This window comes from Rhizobium lentis (assembly GCF_017352135.1).
GTDB lineage: Bacteria > Pseudomonadota > Alphaproteobacteria > Rhizobiales > Rhizobiaceae > Rhizobium > Rhizobium lentis.
In genome coordinates, this window is record NZ_CP071454.1 from 1,746,091 (window position 1) to 1,765,958 (window position 19,868).

Annotated in this window: 17 protein-coding genes and 1 pseudogene; 13 read left to right on the plus strand and 5 right to left on the minus strand. The window is 61.6% G+C overall.

Annotated features, from left to right (window positions below):
* The first annotated feature begins 49 nt into the window (after positions 1–49).
* The 7 genes from obgE to modC all read left to right on the plus strand — a co-directional run bounded on the left by obgE (position 50) and on the right by modC (position 7,524).
* Positions 50–1,138: a GTPase ObgE gene (gene obgE, locus J0663_RS08360; RefSeq protein WP_207243952.1), complete on the plus strand. Its 1,089-nt coding sequence runs from the start codon at positions 50–52 to the stop codon at positions 1,136–1,138.
* A complete protein-coding gene (gene proB, locus J0663_RS08365; protein ID WP_207243953.1) occupies positions 1,125–2,294 on the plus strand; it encodes a glutamate 5-kinase in 1,170 nt (389 codons plus the stop codon). Before obgE ends, proB begins: the two co-directional genes overlap by 14 nt.
* Positions 2,287–3,570, plus strand: coding sequence for a glutamate-5-semialdehyde dehydrogenase (locus J0663_RS08370; RefSeq protein ID WP_207243954.1), 1,284 nt, complete (start codon positions 2,287–2,289; stop codon positions 3,568–3,570). Before proB ends, J0663_RS08370 begins: the two co-directional genes overlap by 8 nt.
* Before the next feature lie 37 nt (positions 3,571–3,607).
* The gene (locus tag J0663_RS08375; protein ID WP_246590398.1) at positions 3,608–4,210 is read left to right on the plus strand and encodes a nicotinate-nucleotide adenylyltransferase; all 603 of its coding nucleotides are present in this window, start codon (positions 3,608–3,610) and stop codon (positions 4,208–4,210) included.
* Between the two features lie 477 nt (positions 4,211–4,687).
* Positions 4,688–5,479, plus strand: coding sequence for a molybdate ABC transporter substrate-binding protein (gene modA, locus J0663_RS08380; RefSeq protein WP_207243955.1), 792 nt, complete (start codon positions 4,688–4,690; stop codon positions 5,477–5,479).
* Positions 5,480–5,758: 279 nt separating this feature from the next.
* Positions 5,759–6,460 carry a molybdate ABC transporter permease subunit gene (modB, locus tag J0663_RS08385; RefSeq protein WP_207243956.1) on the plus strand — a complete coding sequence of 234 codons (702 nt, stop codon included), beginning with the start codon at positions 5,759–5,761 and terminating at the stop codon, positions 6,458–6,460.
* Complete coding sequence (gene modC / locus J0663_RS08390; protein ID WP_207243957.1) at positions 6,457–7,524, plus strand: molybdenum ABC transporter ATP-binding protein; 1,068 nt, start codon at positions 6,457–6,459, stop codon at positions 7,522–7,524. The genes modB and modC overlap by 4 nt, the downstream gene beginning before the upstream one ends.
* Here the strand turns inward: modC and J0663_RS08395 are convergent, their stop codons facing one another.
* Positions 7,525–7,902: a winged helix-turn-helix domain-containing protein gene (locus J0663_RS08395; RefSeq protein WP_207244460.1), complete on the minus strand. Its 378-nt coding sequence runs from the start codon at positions 7,900–7,902 to the stop codon at positions 7,525–7,527.
* Between the two features lie 210 nt (positions 7,903–8,112).
* Here J0663_RS08395 and rsfS point away from each other — a divergent pair, with 210 nt between their 5' ends.
* The 6 genes from rsfS (at position 8,113) to J0663_RS08425 (ending at position 13,892) form a co-directional block, all read left to right on the plus strand.
* Positions 8,113–8,556, plus strand: a complete 444-nt coding sequence (gene rsfS / locus J0663_RS08400) for a ribosome silencing factor (protein WP_207243958.1) — start codon at positions 8,113–8,115, stop codon at positions 8,554–8,556.
* Between the two features lie 115 nt (positions 8,557–8,671).
* Positions 8,672–9,154: a 23S rRNA (pseudouridine(1915)-N(3))-methyltransferase RlmH gene (rlmH, locus tag J0663_RS08405; RefSeq protein ID WP_207243959.1), complete on the plus strand. Its 483-nt coding sequence runs from the start codon at positions 8,672–8,674 to the stop codon at positions 9,152–9,154.
* Positions 9,155–9,330: 176 nt separating this feature from the next.
* Entirely contained in the window at positions 9,331–10,731 is a 1,401-nt protein-coding gene (locus J0663_RS08410) for a murein hydrolase activator EnvC family protein (RefSeq protein WP_207243960.1), read from the plus strand.
* Positions 10,721–12,043, plus strand: a complete 1,323-nt coding sequence (locus tag J0663_RS08415; protein WP_207243961.1) for a S41 family peptidase — start codon at positions 10,721–10,723, stop codon at positions 12,041–12,043. Before J0663_RS08410 ends, J0663_RS08415 begins: the two co-directional genes overlap by 11 nt.
* A 76-nt stretch (positions 12,044–12,119) precedes the next feature.
* On the plus strand, positions 12,120–13,310 hold the full coding sequence (locus J0663_RS08420) for a divergent polysaccharide deacetylase family protein (RefSeq protein ID WP_207243962.1): 1,191 nt from the start codon (positions 12,120–12,122) through the stop codon (positions 13,308–13,310).
* A 24-nt stretch (positions 13,311–13,334) separates the two neighbouring features.
* The gene (locus J0663_RS08425; protein ID WP_207243963.1) at positions 13,335–13,892 is read left to right on the plus strand and encodes an RNA pyrophosphohydrolase; all 558 of its coding nucleotides are present in this window, start codon (positions 13,335–13,337) and stop codon (positions 13,890–13,892) included.
* Positions 13,893–14,031: 139 nt separating this feature from the next.
* On the opposite strand, the gene bfr is transcribed toward J0663_RS08425, so the two are convergent.
* From bfr to J0663_RS08445, 4 genes and pseudogenes are all read right to left on the minus strand, one after another.
* Complete coding sequence (bfr, locus tag J0663_RS08430) at positions 14,032–14,517, minus strand: bacterioferritin (protein WP_207243964.1); 486 nt, start codon at positions 14,515–14,517, stop codon at positions 14,032–14,034.
* Positions 14,483–14,882 (minus strand): annotated as a pseudogene (locus tag J0663_RS08435) ((2Fe-2S)-binding protein). Before J0663_RS08435 ends, bfr begins: the two are co-directional and overlap by 35 nt.
* 95 nt (positions 14,883–14,977) lie before the next feature.
* Positions 14,978–18,421, minus strand: a complete 3,444-nt coding sequence (locus J0663_RS08440) for an error-prone DNA polymerase (protein ID WP_207243965.1) — start codon at positions 18,419–18,421, stop codon at positions 14,978–14,980.
* On the minus strand, positions 18,418–19,836 hold the full coding sequence (locus J0663_RS08445; protein WP_246590399.1) for a Y-family DNA polymerase: 1,419 nt from the start codon (positions 19,834–19,836) through the stop codon (positions 18,418–18,420). Before J0663_RS08445 ends, J0663_RS08440 begins: the two co-directional genes overlap by 4 nt.
* Positions 19,837–19,868 lie beyond the last annotated feature (32 nt).

Sequence of the window (19,868 nt, forward strand, 5' to 3'; positions counted from 1 at the left end):
GAATGGGCCGAGACGGGCCGTCCAACTGCCACCGGATACTGGAAGTAAAATGAAATTTCTCGACGAAGCAAAGGTCTATATCAAGTCCGGAGATGGCGGCGCGGGCAGCGTTTCCTTCCGGCGCGAGAAATTCATCGAGTTCGGCGGCCCCGATGGCGGTGACGGCGGACGCGGCGGCGATGTCTGGGTCGAAACCGTCAACGGTCTCAATACGCTGATCGATTTCCGCTACCAGCAGCATTTCAAGGCGACGATCGGCACCCACGGCATGGGCAGGAACCGCACCGGCGCCAACGGCAGCGATGTGACGCTCAAGGTTCCTGTCGGCACCCAGATCTTCGAGGAAGATCGGGAAACGCTGATTTGCGATCTCACCGTCGAAGGCCAGCGTTACTGCCTCGCCCGTGGCGGCAATGGCGGCTTCGGCAATGCCCATTTCAAGACCTCGACCAATCAGGCGCCGGATTGGGCCAACCCCGGCCTGCCCGGCGAGGAAAAAACCATCTGGCTGCGGCTGAAGCTGATTGCCGATGCCGGCCTCGTCGGCCTGCCCAATGCCGGCAAATCGACCTTCCTTGCATCGGTCACCCGCGCCCGGCCGAAGATCGCCAACTACCCCTTCACCACGTTGCATCCCAATCTCGGCGTTGCCACGGTTGACGAGCGCGAATTCATCCTGGCCGACATTCCGGGCCTGATCGAAGGCGCCCACGAAGGGGTCGGTATCGGCGACCGTTTCCTCGGCCATGTTGAGCGCACCCGCGTGCTGCTCCATCTCGTTTCCGCCCAGGAGGAAAAGGTTGGCAAGGCGTATAAGACGGTCAAGCACGAGCTGGAAGCCTATGGCAACGACCTGACCGACAAGCCAGAAATCGTGGCGCTGTCGCAGATCGACGTGCTCGACGAGGCCGAACTCAAGAAGAAGACGAAGGAACTGGCCAAGGCCTGCGGCAAGACGCCGTTCCAGATCTCGGCTGTGACCGGCAAGGGCATGACCGAGGTCCTGCGCGCGCTGCGCGACGTTATCGTCGAGGAGAATGCCGAGGAAAAGCCGGCCAAGGCGCCGAAGCTCAGACATCGCGACATGCTCGCCGCCGACGGCGCAAAGGGCGAGGACGAGGCCGATGACCAGCCGTAAGCCGCTCGGCCGTTACCGCCGCATCGTTATCAAGATCGGTTCCGCCCTGCTGGTCGACCGCAAGGCCGGGCTGAGGAAGGCCTGGCTCGACGCCATGTGCTCCGATATATCAGGCCTGAAGGCCAAGGGCATCGACGTGCTCGTCGTCTCCTCGGGCGCGATCGCGCTCGGTCGCTCGGTGCTCGACCTGCCGTCAGGCGCGCTGAAGCTCGAGGAAAGCCAGGCCGCCGCCGCCGTCGGCCAGATCGCCTTGGCGCGCGCCTGGTCGGAAAGCTTGTCGCGCGACGAGATCGTCGCCGGCCAGATCCTGCTGACGCTTGGGGATACCGAGGAACGCCGCCGCTATCTCAATGCGCGCGCCACCATCAATCAGCTTCTGAAAATCGGCGCCGTGCCGATTATCAACGAGAACGATACGGTCGCGACCAGCGAAATCCGCTATGGCGACAACGACCGCCTCGCCGCCCGCGTCGCAACGATGACCGGCGCGGACCTGCTCATCCTTCTCTCCGATATCGACGGGCTCTATACCGCGCCGCCGCATCTCGACCCGAATGCGGCCTTCCTGGAGACGATTGCCGCAATCACCCCCGAAATCGAGGCGATGGCCGGAGGGGCGGCTTCCGAGCTGTCGCGCGGCGGCATGCGCACCAAGATCGACGCCGGCAAGATCGCCACGACATCGGGCTGCGCCATGATCATCGCCTCCGGCAAGACCGAAAGCCCTCTGTCGGCGATCGAAAACGGCGCGCGCTCCTCCTGGTTCGCCCCTTCGGGCACGCCCGTCACCGCTCGCAAGACCTGGATTGCCGGGCAGCTGCAGCCGGCCGGCGAATTGCATGTCGATGACGGTGCCGTGGCGGCACTCGGCGCCGGCAAGAGCCTGCTTCCCGCCGGCGTTCGCAAGGTTTCCGGGCTCTTCAGCCGCGGCGACACTGTGGCGATCATCGGCCCGGAAGGCCGCGAGATCGCACGCGGTCTTGCGAGCTACGATGCCGAGGATGCCCGCCGCATCGCCGGCCGCAAATCGGCGGAGATCGAGGCCATTCTCGGTTATGCCGGGCGCGCCGCCATGGTCCATCGCGACGACATGGTGATGACCGCCCAGTTCAGACCGAAATCGGAAAGGCAGAAGAAGGACGCGAGCTATGCTTGAGACCGTTGCGGCAAGCCCTGATATTGACGTGCTGATGAACGACATCGGCCGCAAGGCGAAGGCTGCCGCGCGACCGCTGGGTTTTGCCTCTACCGAGGCGAAGAACAAAGCCTTGCATGCCATGGCCGATGCAATCCTGGCGAACAAGGCGGATATTCTTGCGGAAAACGCCAAAGATCTCAAAGATATAGAAGGCAGCGAAACGCTCGCCTCCTTCGTTGATCGGCTGACGCTGAATGACAAGCGCATTGCCGAAATGGCCGAGGGAATCCGCGCCATTGCCGCCCTTGCCGATCCGGTCGGCGAAATCATCGCTGCCTGGGACCGGCCGAACGGCCTGAAGATCGAGCGGGTCCGCACGCCGCTCGGCGTCATCGGCGTCATCTTCGAAAGCCGGCCGAACGTCACGGCCGATGCCGGCGCGCTCTGCCTCAAGGCGGGCAATGCGGTCATCCTGCGCTGCGGCTCGGATTCGCGCCGTTCATCGCAAGCTATTCATGCCTGCATGGTTCAGGGCCTGAAGGTCGCCAGGCTTCCAGAGCATGCTATCCAACTCGTTCCGGTGACCGACCGGGCTGCCGTCGGCGCCATGCTGCGCGGCCTCGACGGCGCGATCGACGTCATCGTTCCGCGCGGCGGCAAAAGCCTGGTTGCCCGCGTGCAGACCGAGGCCCGGGTGCCGGTCTTTGCCCATCTCGAAGGCCTTTGCCATATCTATGTCGATGCCTCGGCCGATATCGAAATGGCGAAGCAGATCGTCGTCAACGCCAAGATGCGCCGTACCGGCATCTGCGGCGCGGCCGAAACGCTGCTCGTCGACAGTGCGGCGATCGGCACGCATCTGAAGCCGCTGCTCGAGGTTCTGACGGAGGCCGGCTGCGAGATCCGCGCGTCGGCAGACGTGCTGAAGATCGCGCCCGGCCTGAAACCGGCGACTGAGGAGGACTGGTCCACCGAATATCTCGACGCGATCATCTCGGTCGCCGTCGTCGACGGCATATCGGGCGCCATTGGCCATATCCAGAAATATTCGTCAAACCACACCGAGGCCGTCATCGCCGAAGACGCGCAAGTCGTCGAGCGCTTCTTCACCGAGGTTGATTCGGCGATTCTGCTGCATAACGCCTCGACGCAATTTGCCGATGGCGGCGAGTTCGGCATGGGCGCGGAGATCGGCATTGCCACCGGCAAGATGCATGCCCGCGGCCCGGTCGGCGTCGAGCAGCTCACCTCCTTCAAATACCGGGTGCGCGGTGCCGGACAAACCCGACCTTGACGTGACGACGGAAAACCTGGACCGACGCTATCTCCGCATGCCGCACGCCGAGCGCGGCATGATCGTCGGCCTGTTCGGCGGCTCGTTCAATCCGCCGCATCAGGGCCACGCGCTCGTCGCCGAGATCGCCATCAAGCGGCTCGGCCTCGACCAGCTCTGGTGGATGGTGACCCCGGGCAATCCGCTGAAAAGCCGCAATTTTCTCGCTCCGCTTGCCGAGCGCATAGCCGAGAGCGAACGGATCGCCGCCGATCCGCGCATCAAGGTCACCGCCTTCGAACAGGCGCTCGGCGTCAGCTACACCGCCAATACGCTCGCCAGGGTCAAAGCCCGCAATCCGCATGTGCATTTCATCTGGATCATGGGCGCCGACAGCCTGCAGACCTTTCACAAATGGCAGAAATGGCAGGAGATCGCCCGCACCTTCCCGATCGCGGTGATCGACCGGCCGGGCGCCACACTCTCATTCCTCTCCTCGAAATTGACGAGAACCTTCGACTTCGCCCGCATCGACGAAGACGACGCCCGCGTTCTCTGGAAGAAGCCGGCCCCGGCCTGGACTTTCATCCACGGGCCGCGCTCCGGCCTGAGTTCGACGGCCATCCGCAACGCCTCGCGGCCGGGCAGCGCCGATAGCTGACTTTTGAGGAAATCCCAGAAACGAGAAAGCCCGACGGGGGAGGATCCGTCGGGCTTATAAACTCGATCGACAACTGGGAGGAGGAGTGTTGCCGATCCTGTCGAACGGCTTTGGGAGGAGGAGAAAGCCGTTTCGATGAGGACGTTTTATCACATTCCGCAGGAAGGTGAATATCGTTTTGTGCATCGCAGCAATGCGTTGAATGCATCTCTGTTCAGGAGCAAGCTTCCGGCAATGCTGTTTTTATTGGCACAAATCAATCGGCTTGGTTCTGCCGACGGATGTTCTTACGATTTGGCGGGGTCCCGCTCGGATATTTCCTGCCGTCAATCTCACATTGCGTTCCAAGCCATGCGCTCCAGGAACGGTGAGTTAGTCAGTCGGCCCGACCTCGTGGTTATATTTTTCTGGATACATCCCCCTAGCCAAGCCCTGCTCATCGTTATATTCGTCGGAATATTTCGAGGGGAGCAAATCATGCAGAACCGCCGCCAATGGATCAAATTCGCGACCGCCGCGATCACGGCCCTCTGGCTTGGCACGACAGCGCTGCCAACGCCGGCCGCCGCAGCGGAAAAGCTCACCGTCTTTGCGGCGGCGAGCCTCAAGGATGCGCTCGATGCCGCCAATGCCGCCTGGGCTAAGGAAAGCGGCAAGCAAACCGTCGCCTCCTATGCGGCGAGCGGGGCGCTTGCCAAACAGATCGAAAACGCAGCACCCGCCGATATCTTCATCTCGGCCGACAGCGACTGGATGGATTACGTTGCCAAGAAGAACCTGATCAAGGCGGACACTCGTTCGGACCTGCTTGGAAACCGCATCGTGCTCGTTGCCGAAAGGGATAAGGCCAAGCCTGTCGAGATCGAGCCGGGTTTCGACCTCGCCGGTTTGCTTGGCGACCGCAGGCTTGCCATGGGTGAACCGAAATCGGTTCCGGCCGGCAAATACGGCATGGCGGCGCTCGAAAAGCTCGGCGTCTGGACATCGGTCGAATCGAAGGTAGCCGGCGCCGAAAGCGTGCGCGCCGCCCTCGCCTTCGTCTCGCGCGGCGAAGCGCCCTATGGCATCGTCTACCAGACGGATGCGGCGGCTGATAAGGGTGTTGCCGTAGTCGGCACTTTTCCCGCCGATTCCCATCCGCCGATCATCTATCCGATCGCGATCCTGGCTTCGAGCAAGAACCCGGATGCGAGCGCCTATCTCGACTTCCTGAAATCCGACAAGGCAGCCGCCTTCTTCACGGCGCAGGGCTTCACGATTCTGAAATAGTCGGCCCGTTAGTGTTTTGTCATGCTCGGGCTTGTGAGTCCTAAGCATCGACACAGATCGATTGCTCGGGGGTCCGTGGGATCGCCCTCACCCTCGCGGGGCGAGGGGACATGTCAAACGCCGCGCTGAGATTGAGGAAGACGGTGCGGCATATCCCTTCGCCCCGTTTACGCGGGTCCGAAGGACGGGTCGAGACACGTGGCTCGACCCGGTCGGTGCCGGCCAGGCGGATGAGGGGCAGGCATCGGGTGACGCCGGATTTCCAGGGAGACCGCGCATTTGGACATATTCGGCTTGAGCGATGAGGAATGGACGGCGATCCTGCTCAGCTTGCGCGTCTCGATTGTCGCCATGCTGGCGAGCCTGCCCCTCGGCATCCTCGTTGCCCTGCTGCTCGCCCGCGGCCGTTTCTGGGGCAAATCGGTGTTGAACGGCCTCGTTCACCTGCCGCTGATTCTGCCCCCCGTCGTCACCGGCTTCCTTCTTCTCATCCTCTTCGGCCGCCGTGGCCCGATCGGCAGCCTGCTCGACCAGCATTTCGGCATCGTCTTCTCCTTCCGCTGGACGGGCGCAGCACTCGCCTGCGCCGTCATGGCGTTTCCCTTGATGGTGCGCAGCATCCGCCTGTCGATCGAGGCAGTCGACCGCAAGCTGGAAGAGGCGGCCGGAACCCTCGGTGCCGGTCCTGTCTTGGTTTTCCTGACAGTCACCCTGCCGCTGACGCTGCCCGGCATCATCGCCGGCATGATCCTTTCCTTCGCCAAGGCAATGGGCGAATTCGGCGCGACAATCACCTTCGTCTCCAACATTCCCGGCGAGACCCAGACGCTGCCCGCCGCGATCTATACCTTCACCCAGGTGCCGGGCGGCGATGCCGGCGCGCTGCGGCTGACGCTGGTCGCCATCGTCATTTCCATGGCCGCCCTGCTTGCCTCAGAGTTCCTTGCACGTCTCGCAGGCCGGAGGATCGATCCGGAATGACGCTGATCGTCGAGGCAAAACAGAGGCTCGGCGCGTTTTCGCTCGATGCCGCCTTCACCTCCGAGCGCGGGGTCACCGCGCTGTTCGGCCGTTCGGGCTCCGGCAAGACCTCGATGATCCGCATCATCGCCGGCCTTGCACGGCCTGATGAAGGACGCGTTGTGCTTGACGGCGAGTCCTTGACCGACACGGCCAGGGGCATCTTCGTTCCGAAACACCGCCGGCGTTTCGGCTACGTCTTCCAGGAGGCGCGGTTGTTTCCGCATTTGAGCGTCCGCGCCAATCTTTCCTATGGCCGCTGGTTCGCGCCGAAGACGGCACACGGTGATAGCTTCGACCGTATCGTCGATCTTCTTGGCATCGAGACACTGCTCGCGCGCAGCCCCTCGACTCTTTCCGGCGGCGAGAAACAGCGCGTCGCGATCGGCCGCGCCCTTCTCTCCTCGCCCCGGCTGCTGCTGATGGACGAACCGCTCGCTGCCCTGGACGAAGCGCGCAAGGCCGAAATCCTGCCCTATCTCGAGCGGTTGCGCGATGAGACCCAAATCCCGATCGTCTATGTCAGCCATGCGATCGCCGAGGTGGCGCGGCTGGCAAACCAGGTCGTCGTCATGCACGACGGCAAGGTGGAGGCGACGGGTCCCGCCATCGACATATTGAGCCGTCCCTCTGCGGCCTCTGACCGGAAAGAGGCGGGCGCGCTGCTGGAAGGCACCGTCGAAAGCTACGATGCGCGCCATCGCCTGTCGATTGTCGCCCTGAAATCCAGCCGGCTGCATATTCCCAGCACCGTCCTGGCACCCGGCAGACCTGTCCGCATCCGCATTCCGTCCCGCGACGTCATGCTGGCGACCGCAAGGCCCGAGGGCCTGAGCGCACTGAATATTCTTGAAGGCAGAATCGCAGGCATGTCGCCGGACGAAGACGGAACGGTCGAAATCCGCCTCGATTGCGGCGGCGATGCCGTTCTCGCGCGCATCACCGCGCTCTCCTGCGAGCGCCTCGATCTTCAGCCTGGCAAAATCGTCTTCGCCATCATCAAGACGGTCGCCCTGGAAGCCTGATCAACTGCGCTCGCCCGGCTGCAGGTTGCGCTTGCCTTCGAGCCAGGCGAGATCCTCGGCAAGGCTCTCCCGCATCGTTTTTTCCATCCGGCGGAAGCGCTCGAGCAGTTCCTCGCCGAATGGCGTCAGCGCCGCGCCGCCGCCCTTTTGCCCGCCGCGCTGCGATTCCACCACCTGTTCTGAGAACATCCGGTTCATCTCGCTGACGAGCAGCCATGCCCGCCGATAAGACATGTCCATCGCCCGCCCCGCCGCCGAAATCGACCCGGTCTCGCGGATATGCTCCAGCAGCTCCATCTTGCCGTGGCCGAGGCGATCCTCCTGCGGAAAGGTGATTCGCAGGATGGGAATGATTAAATTTGCAGCCGAATCGGTCATCGAAGCCAGAGAGCGTGAAATTTGCCGCACTTTACGCTGCGGCATGGAAACTGTACACCGCCCGGAAGAAGCGGCTCTGGCGGCAATATTCGTCAATTCTAACGCAAGATCGGATTTTCGCTTGTTCCGTACGTTAGCGCGTCTTGAAACATTAATGGTTTGATGCCTATCTTAACCATGATCCGGTCATCATCGGATCTCGTGTTGTGCATGGTTTGTCATTCCAGGAAAGGGAAAAAACTGACAACAGTACACGCCAAGGGAAAAACGCTCGCCGTTGTCCCGAAGAGTGCGGAACGTGGCGCCGATGCCGCTGCCCGCGCCTTAGAAGCCGTCCTCGCCAGCCTCGAGGACTCCAAAGCTGAAGATATCGTCACTATCGACATTGCCGGAAAATCGGCGCTTGGAGACTACATGATCGTCGTCTCCGGCCGTTCCAACAGGCACGTCCTGGCGATCTCGGATCACCTGCTTACCGATCTCAAGGACGAGGGCCTCGGTACGGCCCGCGTCGAAGGTCAGGAAGGCGGCGACTGGATCCTGATCGACACCGGGGACATTATCGTGCATGTGTTCCGTCCCGAAATCCGCGAGTTCTACAACATCGAAAAGATGTGGGCGGCTCCGGATATGGACGAAGAGACACGGCACTGACAGGCGAACCGGCATCGTCCGGCGCCTGAGACGCGGCATGTAACTGGCCGGGAATACGAGAAGCCGGCCGTGGTGTTTTGTACGCCTGAAATGCCGTCATGAGCAGGAGCGGGGAATGCGAATTGGCCTTTTTGCGGTGGGACGGCTGAAGTCCGGCCCCGAGAAGGATCTTGTGGCCCGTTACCTCGATCGTTTTGCCAAGGCCGGCCCCGCGGTCGGCTTTGAATTCACCCGTGTTGCCGAAGTTGGCGAAAGCCGCGCCTCCAATGCGGAGACCCGCAAACGCGAGGAAGCGGCGGCGCTTCTGAAGTCGCTTGCCGATGGCGGCATTCTCATCCTTCTCGACGAGCGCGGCAAGGCGCTCGACAGCGAAGCCTTCGCAAACCTGCTCGGCAGCTATCGCGACCAGGGCAAACGCGAGCTGACGATTGCGATCGGCGGAGCCGATGGGCTCGATCCCGCCCTTTACGACCGCGCCGACGCCACGCTCTGCCTCGGCAAAATGACCTGGCCGCACCAACTCGTGCGCACGCTGATCGCCGAGCAGCTCTACCGCGCCGTCACCATCTTGTCCGGCCATCCCTATCACCGTGTCTGACCGGTCCGGTTCGTCCCGTGCCTTGGCTATGCGTCGCATTATCACGCAGCCGTGTTTTGCTCGGGCAGCCATGCTCCTGCAAACTCTGGCAAAGCGTGCCAAATCAGCTTAGTCTCCGCGCGATTTGAGAGAGTGCCCGCACACGCATGACGACGATTCCAACCAGGCGACACCGCATGATTCTGCCGGCACTTGCGGCCGTCTTTGGTGTCGCGGCCATCCTCGTCTCGTCAAGCCCGTTCTCAGTTCGAGCCCAGGACGCCGCTCCCGAAGCGACCCCGCCTTCAAACCCGCCGGCGGCCGAGCCGCCGCCTCCCGATCCGGCCGCCGCGCTCGCCGCCAAACGGGATCAGACCCGCGCCGAGCTCGAAACCCTGTCGAAGACAATCAGTCTCTCCTCGGACAAGGTGAGCGAACTCCAGCAAAGCATCGCCAGCCTGGAAAAGAGCACGCAAAGCATTCGCCAGGCGCTGATCGATTCCGCAGCCCGCCGCAAGGAGCTGGAAAGGAGGATCCTCGAGAGCGAGAAGAAGCTCGCCGATCTCGGCGTCAAGGAGGATGGCATCCGCCGCTCCCTCCACGAGCGCCGCGGCCTTCTGGCAGAGGTGCTGGCCGCACTCCAGCGCATGGGCCGCAACCCGCCGCCGGCTTTGCTCGTGACACCCGACGATGCGCTCGCCTCCGTGCGCAGTGCCATCCTGCTCGGTGCCGTCGTGCCCGGCATCCGCAAGGAAACCGACAAGCTCGCCGCCGATCTCGCAAGCCTTGCCGCGTTGCAGACGGCAAGCGCCGCCGAAAAGGCCCGGCTTACGGCGACGATGAGTGACGGCATCGAGGAAGAGCGGCGCATGGACCTGCTGCTTGTCGAAAACGACAAGCTCAGCCGCAGCAACGCCGCCGAACTGGAGGCCGAAAAGAAGCGCTCGGAGGAACTGGCGGGCAAGGCGACCAGCCTCGAAGGCCTCGTCGCCTCGATGGAATCCGAGATCGCTTCCGTGCGCGAAGCGGCCGCCGCCGCCCGCCAGGCGGAGGAGAACCGCAAGCTCTTGACGGACGAGCAGCGGGCTCAGGCGAAGGCGCTGGCCGACAGCGGCGTGCCCGATAAAAACCGCATTGCGCCCGCATATCCCTTCGGAGAATTGAGGGCGAAATTGGAACTGCCCGTGGCAGGTGATATCCTGCGCCAGTTCGGCGATGCCGATGGCACCGGACACGAGGCCATGGGCGTGACGGTCGCCACCAACCCGGAGACGGTGGTGACCGCGCCGGCAGATGGGCTGGTGGTTTTCGCCGGTGCTTTCCGCAGTTACGGCCAGATGATCATTCTCGACGCGGGCGACGGATATCATCTGGTTCTCTCGGGAATGGACACGATCAACACCCGTCAGGGAAAATTCGTTTTCTCCGGCGAGCCGCTCGCCGTGATGGGCGCGAAAAGAGTGGCAAGCGCGACTGCATTGGCGCTGGAAACCGACCGGCCAACGCTTTACATTGAATTTCGAAAGGACGGTAAACCGGTCGATTCCCGACCGTGGTGGACCGCCAAGGACACTGGAAAGGCACGCAATGATTCGTAGGGCTTCTCTTGTTCTGGTCGGCGCACTGATGGGTGCGACCGCGATGAGCGTCATTTACTCGGCAGGTGTGCCGGCGGAAGCAGCCGGATCCTCCACATACAAGGAACTGTCGGTCTTTGGCGACGTTTTCGAACGCGTGCGTGCCCAGTACGTCACGCCGCCGGCGGAAGACAAGCTGATCGAAAATGCCATCAACGGTATGCTTTCCTCCCTCGACCCGCATTCGAGCTATATGAATGCGAAGGACGCCGAAGACATGCGCACCCAGACGAAGGGTGAATTTGGCGGTCTCGGCATCGAAGTCACAATGGAAGACGAGCTCGTCAAGGTCATCACCCCGATCGATGATACACCCGCCGCCAAGGCCGGCGTTCTCGCCGGCGACTACATCTCCGAGATCGACGGACAGTCCGTGCGTGGTCTGAAGCTGGAAGACGCCGTCGAGAAGATGCGCGGCGCCGTCAACACGCCGATCAAGCTGACGCTGATCCGCAAGGGTGCCGACAAGCCGATCGAGCTGACGATCGTCCGTGACGTCGTCGCCGTCCAGGCCGTCAAGTCGCGTGTCGAGGACGATATCGGTTATCTCCGCATCATCTCCTTCACCGAAAAGACCTATCCTGACATGGAAAAGGCGATCAAGAAGATCAAGGACACCGTTCCGGCCGACAAGCTGAAGGGTTATGTTCTCGACCTGCGCCTCAATCCCGGTGGTCTGCTCGACCAGGCGATCAATGTCTCCGACGCCTTGCTGCAGCGCGGCGAAGTCGTTTCGACGCGTGGCCGCAATCCCGATGAGACCCGCCGCTTCAACGCCGGCCCGGGCGATCTGACCGATGGCAAGCCGGTCATCGTGCTGATCAATGGCGGTTCGGCGTCCGCCTCGGAAATTGTTGCCGGCGCCCTTCAGGATCTGCGTCGTGCCACCATTCTCGGCACCCGCTCCTTCGGCAAGGGTTCCGTCCAGACGATCATCCCGCTCGGCGAGAACGGCGCGCTGCGCCTGACCACGGCGCTCTATTATACGCCGTCGGGCCGCTCGATCCAGGGCACCGGCATTACGCCTGACATCAAGGTCGAGGAGCCGCTGCCGGAGGAACTGCAGGGCAAGATGGTGACCGAAGGCGAATCCAGCCTGCGCGGCCACATCAAGGGCCAGAGCGAAACCGACGAAGGTTCGGGTTCCGTTGCCTATGTCCCGCCGGACCCGAAGGATGACGTTCAGCTGAACTACGCGCTCGACCTTCTGCGCGGCAAGAAGACCGATCCGGCCTTCCCGCCGAACCCCGACAAGGCCGTCGTCGCCAAGTAATCGATCATCGCAAGGCCGGGCACTCGCCCGGCCTTGACCCTTTCTGCTGTTTCCCGGTTTTGGAGCGGGCGAAAAATTGGGAACGGACCTGCATGCGCCTTTGGGGCGTAACCGCAAAACCCGCAGCCGGCGGCCGGGCGTGCTGCGCCTTGGCCGCATTGCCGCCAGCCTGTGCCTTTTCGCGATCGGCGGCTTTTCTCTCTATACCGCCTTTCGTGGCGATGGGTTGGAGCGCGCCAAACCGCCGGCGGCCGAACAGGCGGCATCGGGACCTTCCGATAAGCCGCCGACAAGCGCTGCCGACCAGGCGGCGGACGGCTTGCCTCGCTCCGATCCGCATTCGGGCGCCAATGTTGAACGGATGGTCACTGGCGATGGCTCGGTCGTTACCAAGTACAGTCCCCGGCCGCGCGACGGCAGCGGGCCAGTGCTGGTCGATGCCATGCAGATCGGCCAGGATCCGCGCATGGCGGCCCAGCCCAACGAAAGCCTGCTCGAAGAAACCGCGTTTGGCAGGCTGCCGATCGTCGGCCCGGACGGGCGGCGGCCGATGGACCAGTATGCCCGCCCCTCATCCCAGGCGCGCGGCATCCGCATCGCCATCGTAGTCAGCGGCCTCGGACTCAGCCAGACGGGAACGCAGCGCGCCATCGCCGAATTGCCGGAGGAAATCACCCTCGCCTTTGCCGCAAGCGGCAACAGCCTGCAGCGCTGGATGCAGGAAGCCCGCCGCGGCGGTCACGAGATTCTGCTGCAGGTCCCCCTCGAGCCGTTTGATTACCCAGCCAATGATCCAGGCCCCGAGACGCTGCTGACGTCCAAGCCGATCGCCCGCAACATCGAAAACCTGCACAAGGCGATGGGTGAGATCACCAACTATACCGGCATCATGAACTATCTCGGCGGCCGTTTCCTCTCCGACCCCGCCGCCATGGAACCTGTCATGCGCGATATCGGCAAGCGCGGCCTGCTCTTCCTCGACGATGGCACGTCGGCGCAGTCGAAAACGGCTGTTGTCGCCAAGGGAACCGAGCTGCCCTATGCCCTCGCCGATCTGCAGCTCGACGGCCAGCTCGATGTCAACGCCGTCCTCAAGAAGCTCGACGAACTCGAGCGCATCGCTCGCAAGAACGGCCAGGCGATTGGCGTTGCCTCGGCTTTTGACGAAAGCGTCGACGCCATCGCCAAGTGGAGCGAGGAGGCTTCGATGCGCGGCATCGAGATCGTCGGCGTCGCGGCGCTTTCCCACGACCCCAGAAACCCCTGAGATGATATCCTGACGGAGAAGAGAATGAGCCAGGCGACCGTGAAAGCCGAGGACCTGCCCTACCGCCCCTGCGTCGGCGTGATGATCCTGAATCGCGATGGCCTGGTCTGGGCCGGGCGACGCATCCCCGACGGTAATTCCGAATATGACGGTTCGCCGCAGCTCTGGCAGATGCCCCAGGGCGGCATCGACAAGGGCGAGGATCCGTTGGATGCCGCCTACCGCGAACTTTACGAGGAGACCGGCATCAAGACCGTGACGCTGCTCGCCGAAGCACGGGACTGGATCAATTATGATCTGCCGCCGGCACTGATTGGTATCGGGCTCAAAGGAAAATTCCGCGGCCAGACGCAGCGCTGGTTCGCCTTCCGCTTCGAGGGCGACGAAAACGAGATCGCCATCAACCCGCCGCCGGGCGGCCACGAGCCGGAATTCGATGCCTGGGAATGGAAGCCGATGCAGGAACTGCCCGGCCTGATCGTGCCGTTCAAACGCGCCGTTTACGATCAGGTGATCGCCGAGTTCCAGCATTTGGCAGCGCTGCAGCCGGAGGACTGGAGCAATTCCAGCAAAAGTGTGTAACGGTTTTGCGTCCGGAATTGCGTGAAAACAAAGAGATAGAGCTTCGAAGAAAAACGGAAATGCGCTAATCGGCTGGTTGCGGATCGAAGCCGCGCATTGAGAATGCCGGCTGCTTCGGGCAGCCGGCATCTGATCCGAATTATTCGGCTTCGTCGGCGGAATCGGCGTTGAGCTGGCCGTATTTGCTCTCGCCGATTTTCTCGAGCAGATCGATCTGTGTTTCGAGGAAGTCGATATGGCCTTCCTCGTCCGCCAGCAGCTCTTCGAAAAGCTTCATAGAGACGTAGTCGCCGGCCTCATAACAGATGTCGCGCGACTTCTTGTAGGCCGTGCGGGCGTCGTACTCGCCGGCAAGATCGGCTTCGAGCACTTCCTTGACGTTCTGGCCGATGCGCAGAGGCGCCAGCGTCTGCAGATTGGGATGACCTTCGAGGAAAATGATGCGCGCAACAAGCCGGTCGGCGTGGTGCATCTCTTCGATGGATTCGGCACGCTCTTTCTTGGCGAGCTTGGTGTAGCCCCAATCCTCGAGAAGACGATAATGAACCCAATATTGATTGACCGCCCCGAGCTCGAGGAACAGTGCCTCGTTAAGCCGCTCGATGACCTTTTTGTCGCCTTTCAATGTCCGCTCTCCTGTTTTCCTCATGGAACTGCTTCAAGCGCGACATGAAATCAAAAATTTCGGCCTCCGTCGAGTGGCGACGGGCGTGATAATCCTCGGTTGTCTGGATAATGATGTCGACCACGTTAGGGAAGCAGCCGCAGCAGCGGCCACGCTTTTCCATGGCATGATAGACCTTCGCAGGCACGATAAGCTGCCAACAGTCTTCGTCGAGAAGGTCGATGATAACCTCCCGGATTTCCTTGTCGGTTATGTAATTGCAGCTGCAGACAAGCACGTCTTCATTTCCAAACATGACACTGACTATCGTGTTTTCTGCTAAAGAAGATGGTGGCTGTCAAGAAAAAATTCGAGTCCGGCGGCATCGATGAGCAGCGATAAGCCGGGCTTGTTGCAAATTGTCTAAAATGAGACGACTGTTCCGGGATGATGATCCAGATCCCGATCTGCGCGACGCGTTTCAATGAAAGTTCCGCCCGCGCGGCATGACTTCAGCGGTCTCGCTCACGCCTGTATGGCGCTCTGCTCCAGCCGCCCCTCTTTCCTGTCCGACCCTCTTGCGCTCATCCGCCTTTTGCCGCTGGTCGATTCCCGGCCGCAGCACCTCGTCCGAACGCGCGCAGGCGCCGAACCGGCGGGCCTCGCGTTGCAGGATGCCAAGCGCCGGCGTCATATCCTCGATATGTTCGACGACCGTATGGATGACGCCGCTATGGCTTTGCAGCCTGCCGCGGATTTTAACGAGGCGGGCACCCATGACGACTGCCCGGTATTTGTCGAATATCTTGTTCCAGACGATCGCATTGGCGACCCCGGTCTCATCCTCCAATGTCATGAAGATCACGCCCTTGGCCGAGCCTGGCCGCTGACGCACCAGCACGAGACCGGCGATCGTCACTCTCTTTCCGTTCGGCACTCTGAGAAGATCGACATTGCGCGTAATGCCGGTCTTTTGGAAGTTCTCTCGCAGGAAGGAAACCGGATGAGCCTTCAGCGAGAGGGAGAGATAACGATAATCCTCGATCACCTGCTCGCCCGGCTGCATATCCGGCAATGTCGCTGCCGGTTCGGGCTGAAGGTCGACATGACGGACCCGTTCGAAAAGGGGCAGCTCTTCGGCTGCACTCTTCACATCCAGCGCCCGCACGGCCCAAAGAGCTTCGCGCCGCGACAGGTTGATGGAGCGGAATGCGTCCGCATCCGCCAGTCGCTCGATGACGGATTTTTGCAGGCCGGACCGCAGCCAGAGATCACGCACCGAACTATAGCTTTGGCCACGATTGCCGACGAGCCGTTCCATATCGTCCGATGAGAGACCCTTGATCTGTCGAAAACCCAGTCGCACCGCATGCCGGCTCTTGATGATCTCACGCATCTCACCATGCCGGAAATCGACAGCCTTCCGGTCGAAGGCAGCCTCTTCCAGGGTACAATCCCAGTCCGATTCATTGATGTCGACCGGGAGGACCTTTATCCCATGCTCGCGTGCATCCCGAACCAGCTGAGCCGGAGCATAAAAACCCATCGGCTGAGAATTCAGCATCGCCGCGCAGAAGACGTCGGGATAATAGGCCTTGAGCCATGAAGAGGCATAAACGAGCAGCGCGAAGGATGCGGCGTGGCTTTCCGGAAAACCATATTCACCGAAGCCCTTGATCTGATTGAAGCATTGCTTTGCGAACTCGGGATCGTAGTCCTTTGAGACCATTCCCTCGATGAACCGCTTCTCGAAATCGCCGATCGTCCCGGTTCGCTTGAATGTCGCCATCGCTCTTCGAAGCTTGTCGGCCTCCGCCGGTTTGAAGCCCGCGGCGGTAATCGCGATCTGCATCGCCTGCTCCTGAAACAGGGGCACGCCGAGCGTTCTTTCGAGGACCGCTTCCAGCTCCTTGCTCGGATATTCCACCGGAATGTTTTTGGCCTTCTGCTCCCGGCGTTTCAGATAGGGATGCACCATATCGCCCTGGATCGGCCCCGGTCGGACGATCGCCACCTCGATGACGAGATCGTAGAATTCCTTCGGCTTAAGACGCGGCAGCATGCTCATCTGCGCCCGGCTTTCGATCTGGAAGACGCCGAGCGTATCGGCCCGACCCATCATCTCGTATACCGGCTTGCCCTCGTCTCCATGCTCCTTGTTGCCGAGGTCTGCGAGCGTCTTCTTCACATCATAATGCAGTTCAAGAAGCGAAAAAGCCTTCCTAAGACAGGTCAGCATGCCGAGCGCCAACACGTCCACCTTGAGGATCTTGACGTTGTCGAGATCATCCTTGTCCCACTCGATCATGTATCGATCCGGCATCGCCGTCTTCATGATCGGCACCACCTCGTCGAGCCTGTCCCGCGTGATGACGAAGCCGCCGACATGCTGGGTGAGATGGCGTGGGAAGCCGAGAAGCTCGGAGGCATATCTCAGCACGTTCTGCGTCACGGGATCCTTGACGTCGAGACCGGCCGCTTTTGCATCCCGATCGGAGAGATTGTCCTCCGACCAGCCCCAGACGAGGCTGCTGATCGCCGACTGGACATCCTCCGAAAGCCCGAAGGCCTTGGCAACCTCCCGGCCGGCCGAACGGGTGCGATAGGTTGTCACCCCCGCCGTCAGTCCGGCATGTTCGATACCGTATCTTCCATAGATGAACTGGATGACCTCTTCGCGCCGGTCATGCTCGAAATCGACGTCGATGTCAGGCGGTTCGTCCCGGTCCATCGAAATGAAGCGGTCGAAGAGCAATGTGCTTTTTTGAGGGTCGACTTCCGTTATCTCGAGGCAATAGCAGATGACCGAATTCGCCGCCGAGCCGCGCCCCTGGCACAAAACCTTGAGTTCATAGCGGGCGTGCTGGATAATCTTGTGAACCGTAAGGAAGTAGGAGGCATAGTTTTTATCTCCGATGAGCTTCAGTTCATAATCGATCTGTTGCGCCACCTTGGACGGGATACCCTCGGGATAGCGCTTTGCCGCTCCCGCTCTCGTCAGTCTTTCGAGGGTCTCCTGTGGCGTTTCGCCGGGATCGTTTTCAGGCGGGTAATTGTGCTCCAACTCCTTCAGCGAAAAAGTCAGCCTGTTGAAAAAGACCTGAGTATTCTCGACCGCATCAGGATAGTCCCGGAAGATCCGGACCATTTCACGTGAATCCTTGAGGTAGCGTTCGGCATTCGGCGCCAGCAGGAATCCGGCTTGCGGTATCTCTACATGCTCCCGGATCGCGATCACGACATCCGAAAGCGGCCGGCGTTCGGGATGGTGGTAAAGTGGCTGGTTGGTCGCAATCAGCGGCACGCGGTTTCGAGCGGCAAGCTTGGCAAGCACCGCAAAGACCTGCCTGTCGCGGCCGTCATAGGCTGGTGCCAGCGCCAGAAAGAATGCCTTGCGGAATCGCCTGCGAAACCGTTCCAGATATTCCTCCAGCGCCGATTGGTCCGTCAGACTGTCGACAAGAGTGCGATCGGGAACGAGGGCAAGCATCATCTCGTCCCCCCACTCCATGAATTCCGCTTCCGTCAGGATGCAGCTTCCCTTGACCGCTTCCTTCTTCAGATTGCCGGCGCTCAAAAGACGGCAAAGGTTCGCCCAACCGCGACGGTTGCGGGGATAGGCGAGAATGTCGGGTGTTCCGTCGGAGAAGACGAGACGAGCGCCCGGCTGGATCCGGATCGGCTCGAGAATCTCTTCCTTCGCGTCTGGGTCCCTTTCATCCCTGTTTTTGTATTTCTCCTCGAGCTGCAAGGCCTGTGCATGTGCCCTGACCACGCCGGCAACGGAATTCCGGTCCGCAATCCCGAGACCGCCGAGCCGGAGATGAGCGGCCTGTATGACCATCTCCTCGGGGCCGGAGGCGCCTTCGAGGAACGAGAAATTCGTCCTGACGCCGATCTCGAAGAATGCGGGCTCGCTTTTCATGCAAATACCCCATGCATGAACCAGCGAGGATCAACCTCCTGACCGTAAAAACCTCGACGATAGATCCAGTAGCGATGCCCGGCCTCGTCCTCGATACGGAAATAGTCACGCGCCTCGGCGTCACTTCCGTCGATCCACCACTCCATGGCAATCCGCTCCGGACCTTCGCTTTTTGCCAGTTGATGCTGCATCCGCCGCCAGCGGAAGATTTGCGGCGGGCCATCGGGCACTTCGGCGAGCACAGTCTCGACAGGCTCCGGCGTCGCAAAAAGCCGCAACGGACGCTCCTCGCGGAAAGGAAGGGAACTGCCCTGCTCCGTCTTCCGCCGCCTCGAAAGGCTGTCAATCGCCGGAATCGTGATGACGGCACGTTCGGGCACATGGCTCTCGCGAAGCTGGAAGCTTTGCAGGCAATCGGCGCCGAGCCGGGCGGAAACGCGGTCGATAAAAGCCGAAAGCGAAACTTCTCCCTGACGATCGCCTTCGAAATCAGCTTGCGCTTCATCGAAAGGATCATGCCGCAGTACATTCAGGCGCAGGATATCGAAACCATAGCCGGCATCGATATCGTCATAAATGACCTGCAACCGCTCGGAAAACAGCCCGGCAATGAGCCTCGGCTCGCGAAGCGGCCGTGAGGCGCCGACGGCGATACGGAAAACCCGGCCGTCGACACGAAACAGCACCAGCTCGAATACCCGCCCGCCGGCTCCGCGCGCCTCCAGAGACGGTTTCAGAGACACGGCGATCTGGCTGGTAATGGCAAGAACCTGTTCCTCCGTTCCGATCGGCTCGACCAGACGGCGTTCGGACGAGAGGCTGGCGATAGGACGCCGGGGCGAAACCGGCTCCTCTTCATGCCCTAGTGCCTGGTCAAGACGGAGAAGCAGTTCCGGCCCGAAGCGGCGGGTCAGCGGCGCCCGCGGCGCATGGATGACATCGCCGATATATTTCAGGCCGAGTTTCTTCAGGGCATCGGCGGTCTGTCCCTCCAGCCTCAAGGCCGCGATGGGCAGCGGCATCAGCACACGTTCTGTCTCCTCATCCTCCACGACGCCGCCCTGGCCGAAACGGGACATGGCCCAGGAAAGGCCGGGCGATGAGGAGATTGCACCCTGCGCATCGAGCCCCATATGGAAGAGCCGGGACAGGATATCCTTGAGAAGCGCCTTCTCACCTCCGAAGAGATGGGCGCAGCCGGTAATGTCGAGAAACAGCCCCTCCTTGCCGTCGAGCGCCACCAGCGGCGTATAGCGATCGCACCAGTCGGCGATCGCTTCCAGCAGCCGGCGGTCGGCCGCAATATCCTCGTCCACGACATCGAGCGCCGGATACATGGCGCGGGCTTCGGCAACGCCTTGTTCCTTCCTCAGCCCCAGCGTCTCGGCAAGCTCGTCCAGCGCTGTCAGCCGCATGGCATTGTTGAGCTTGCCGGAACAGACGATCG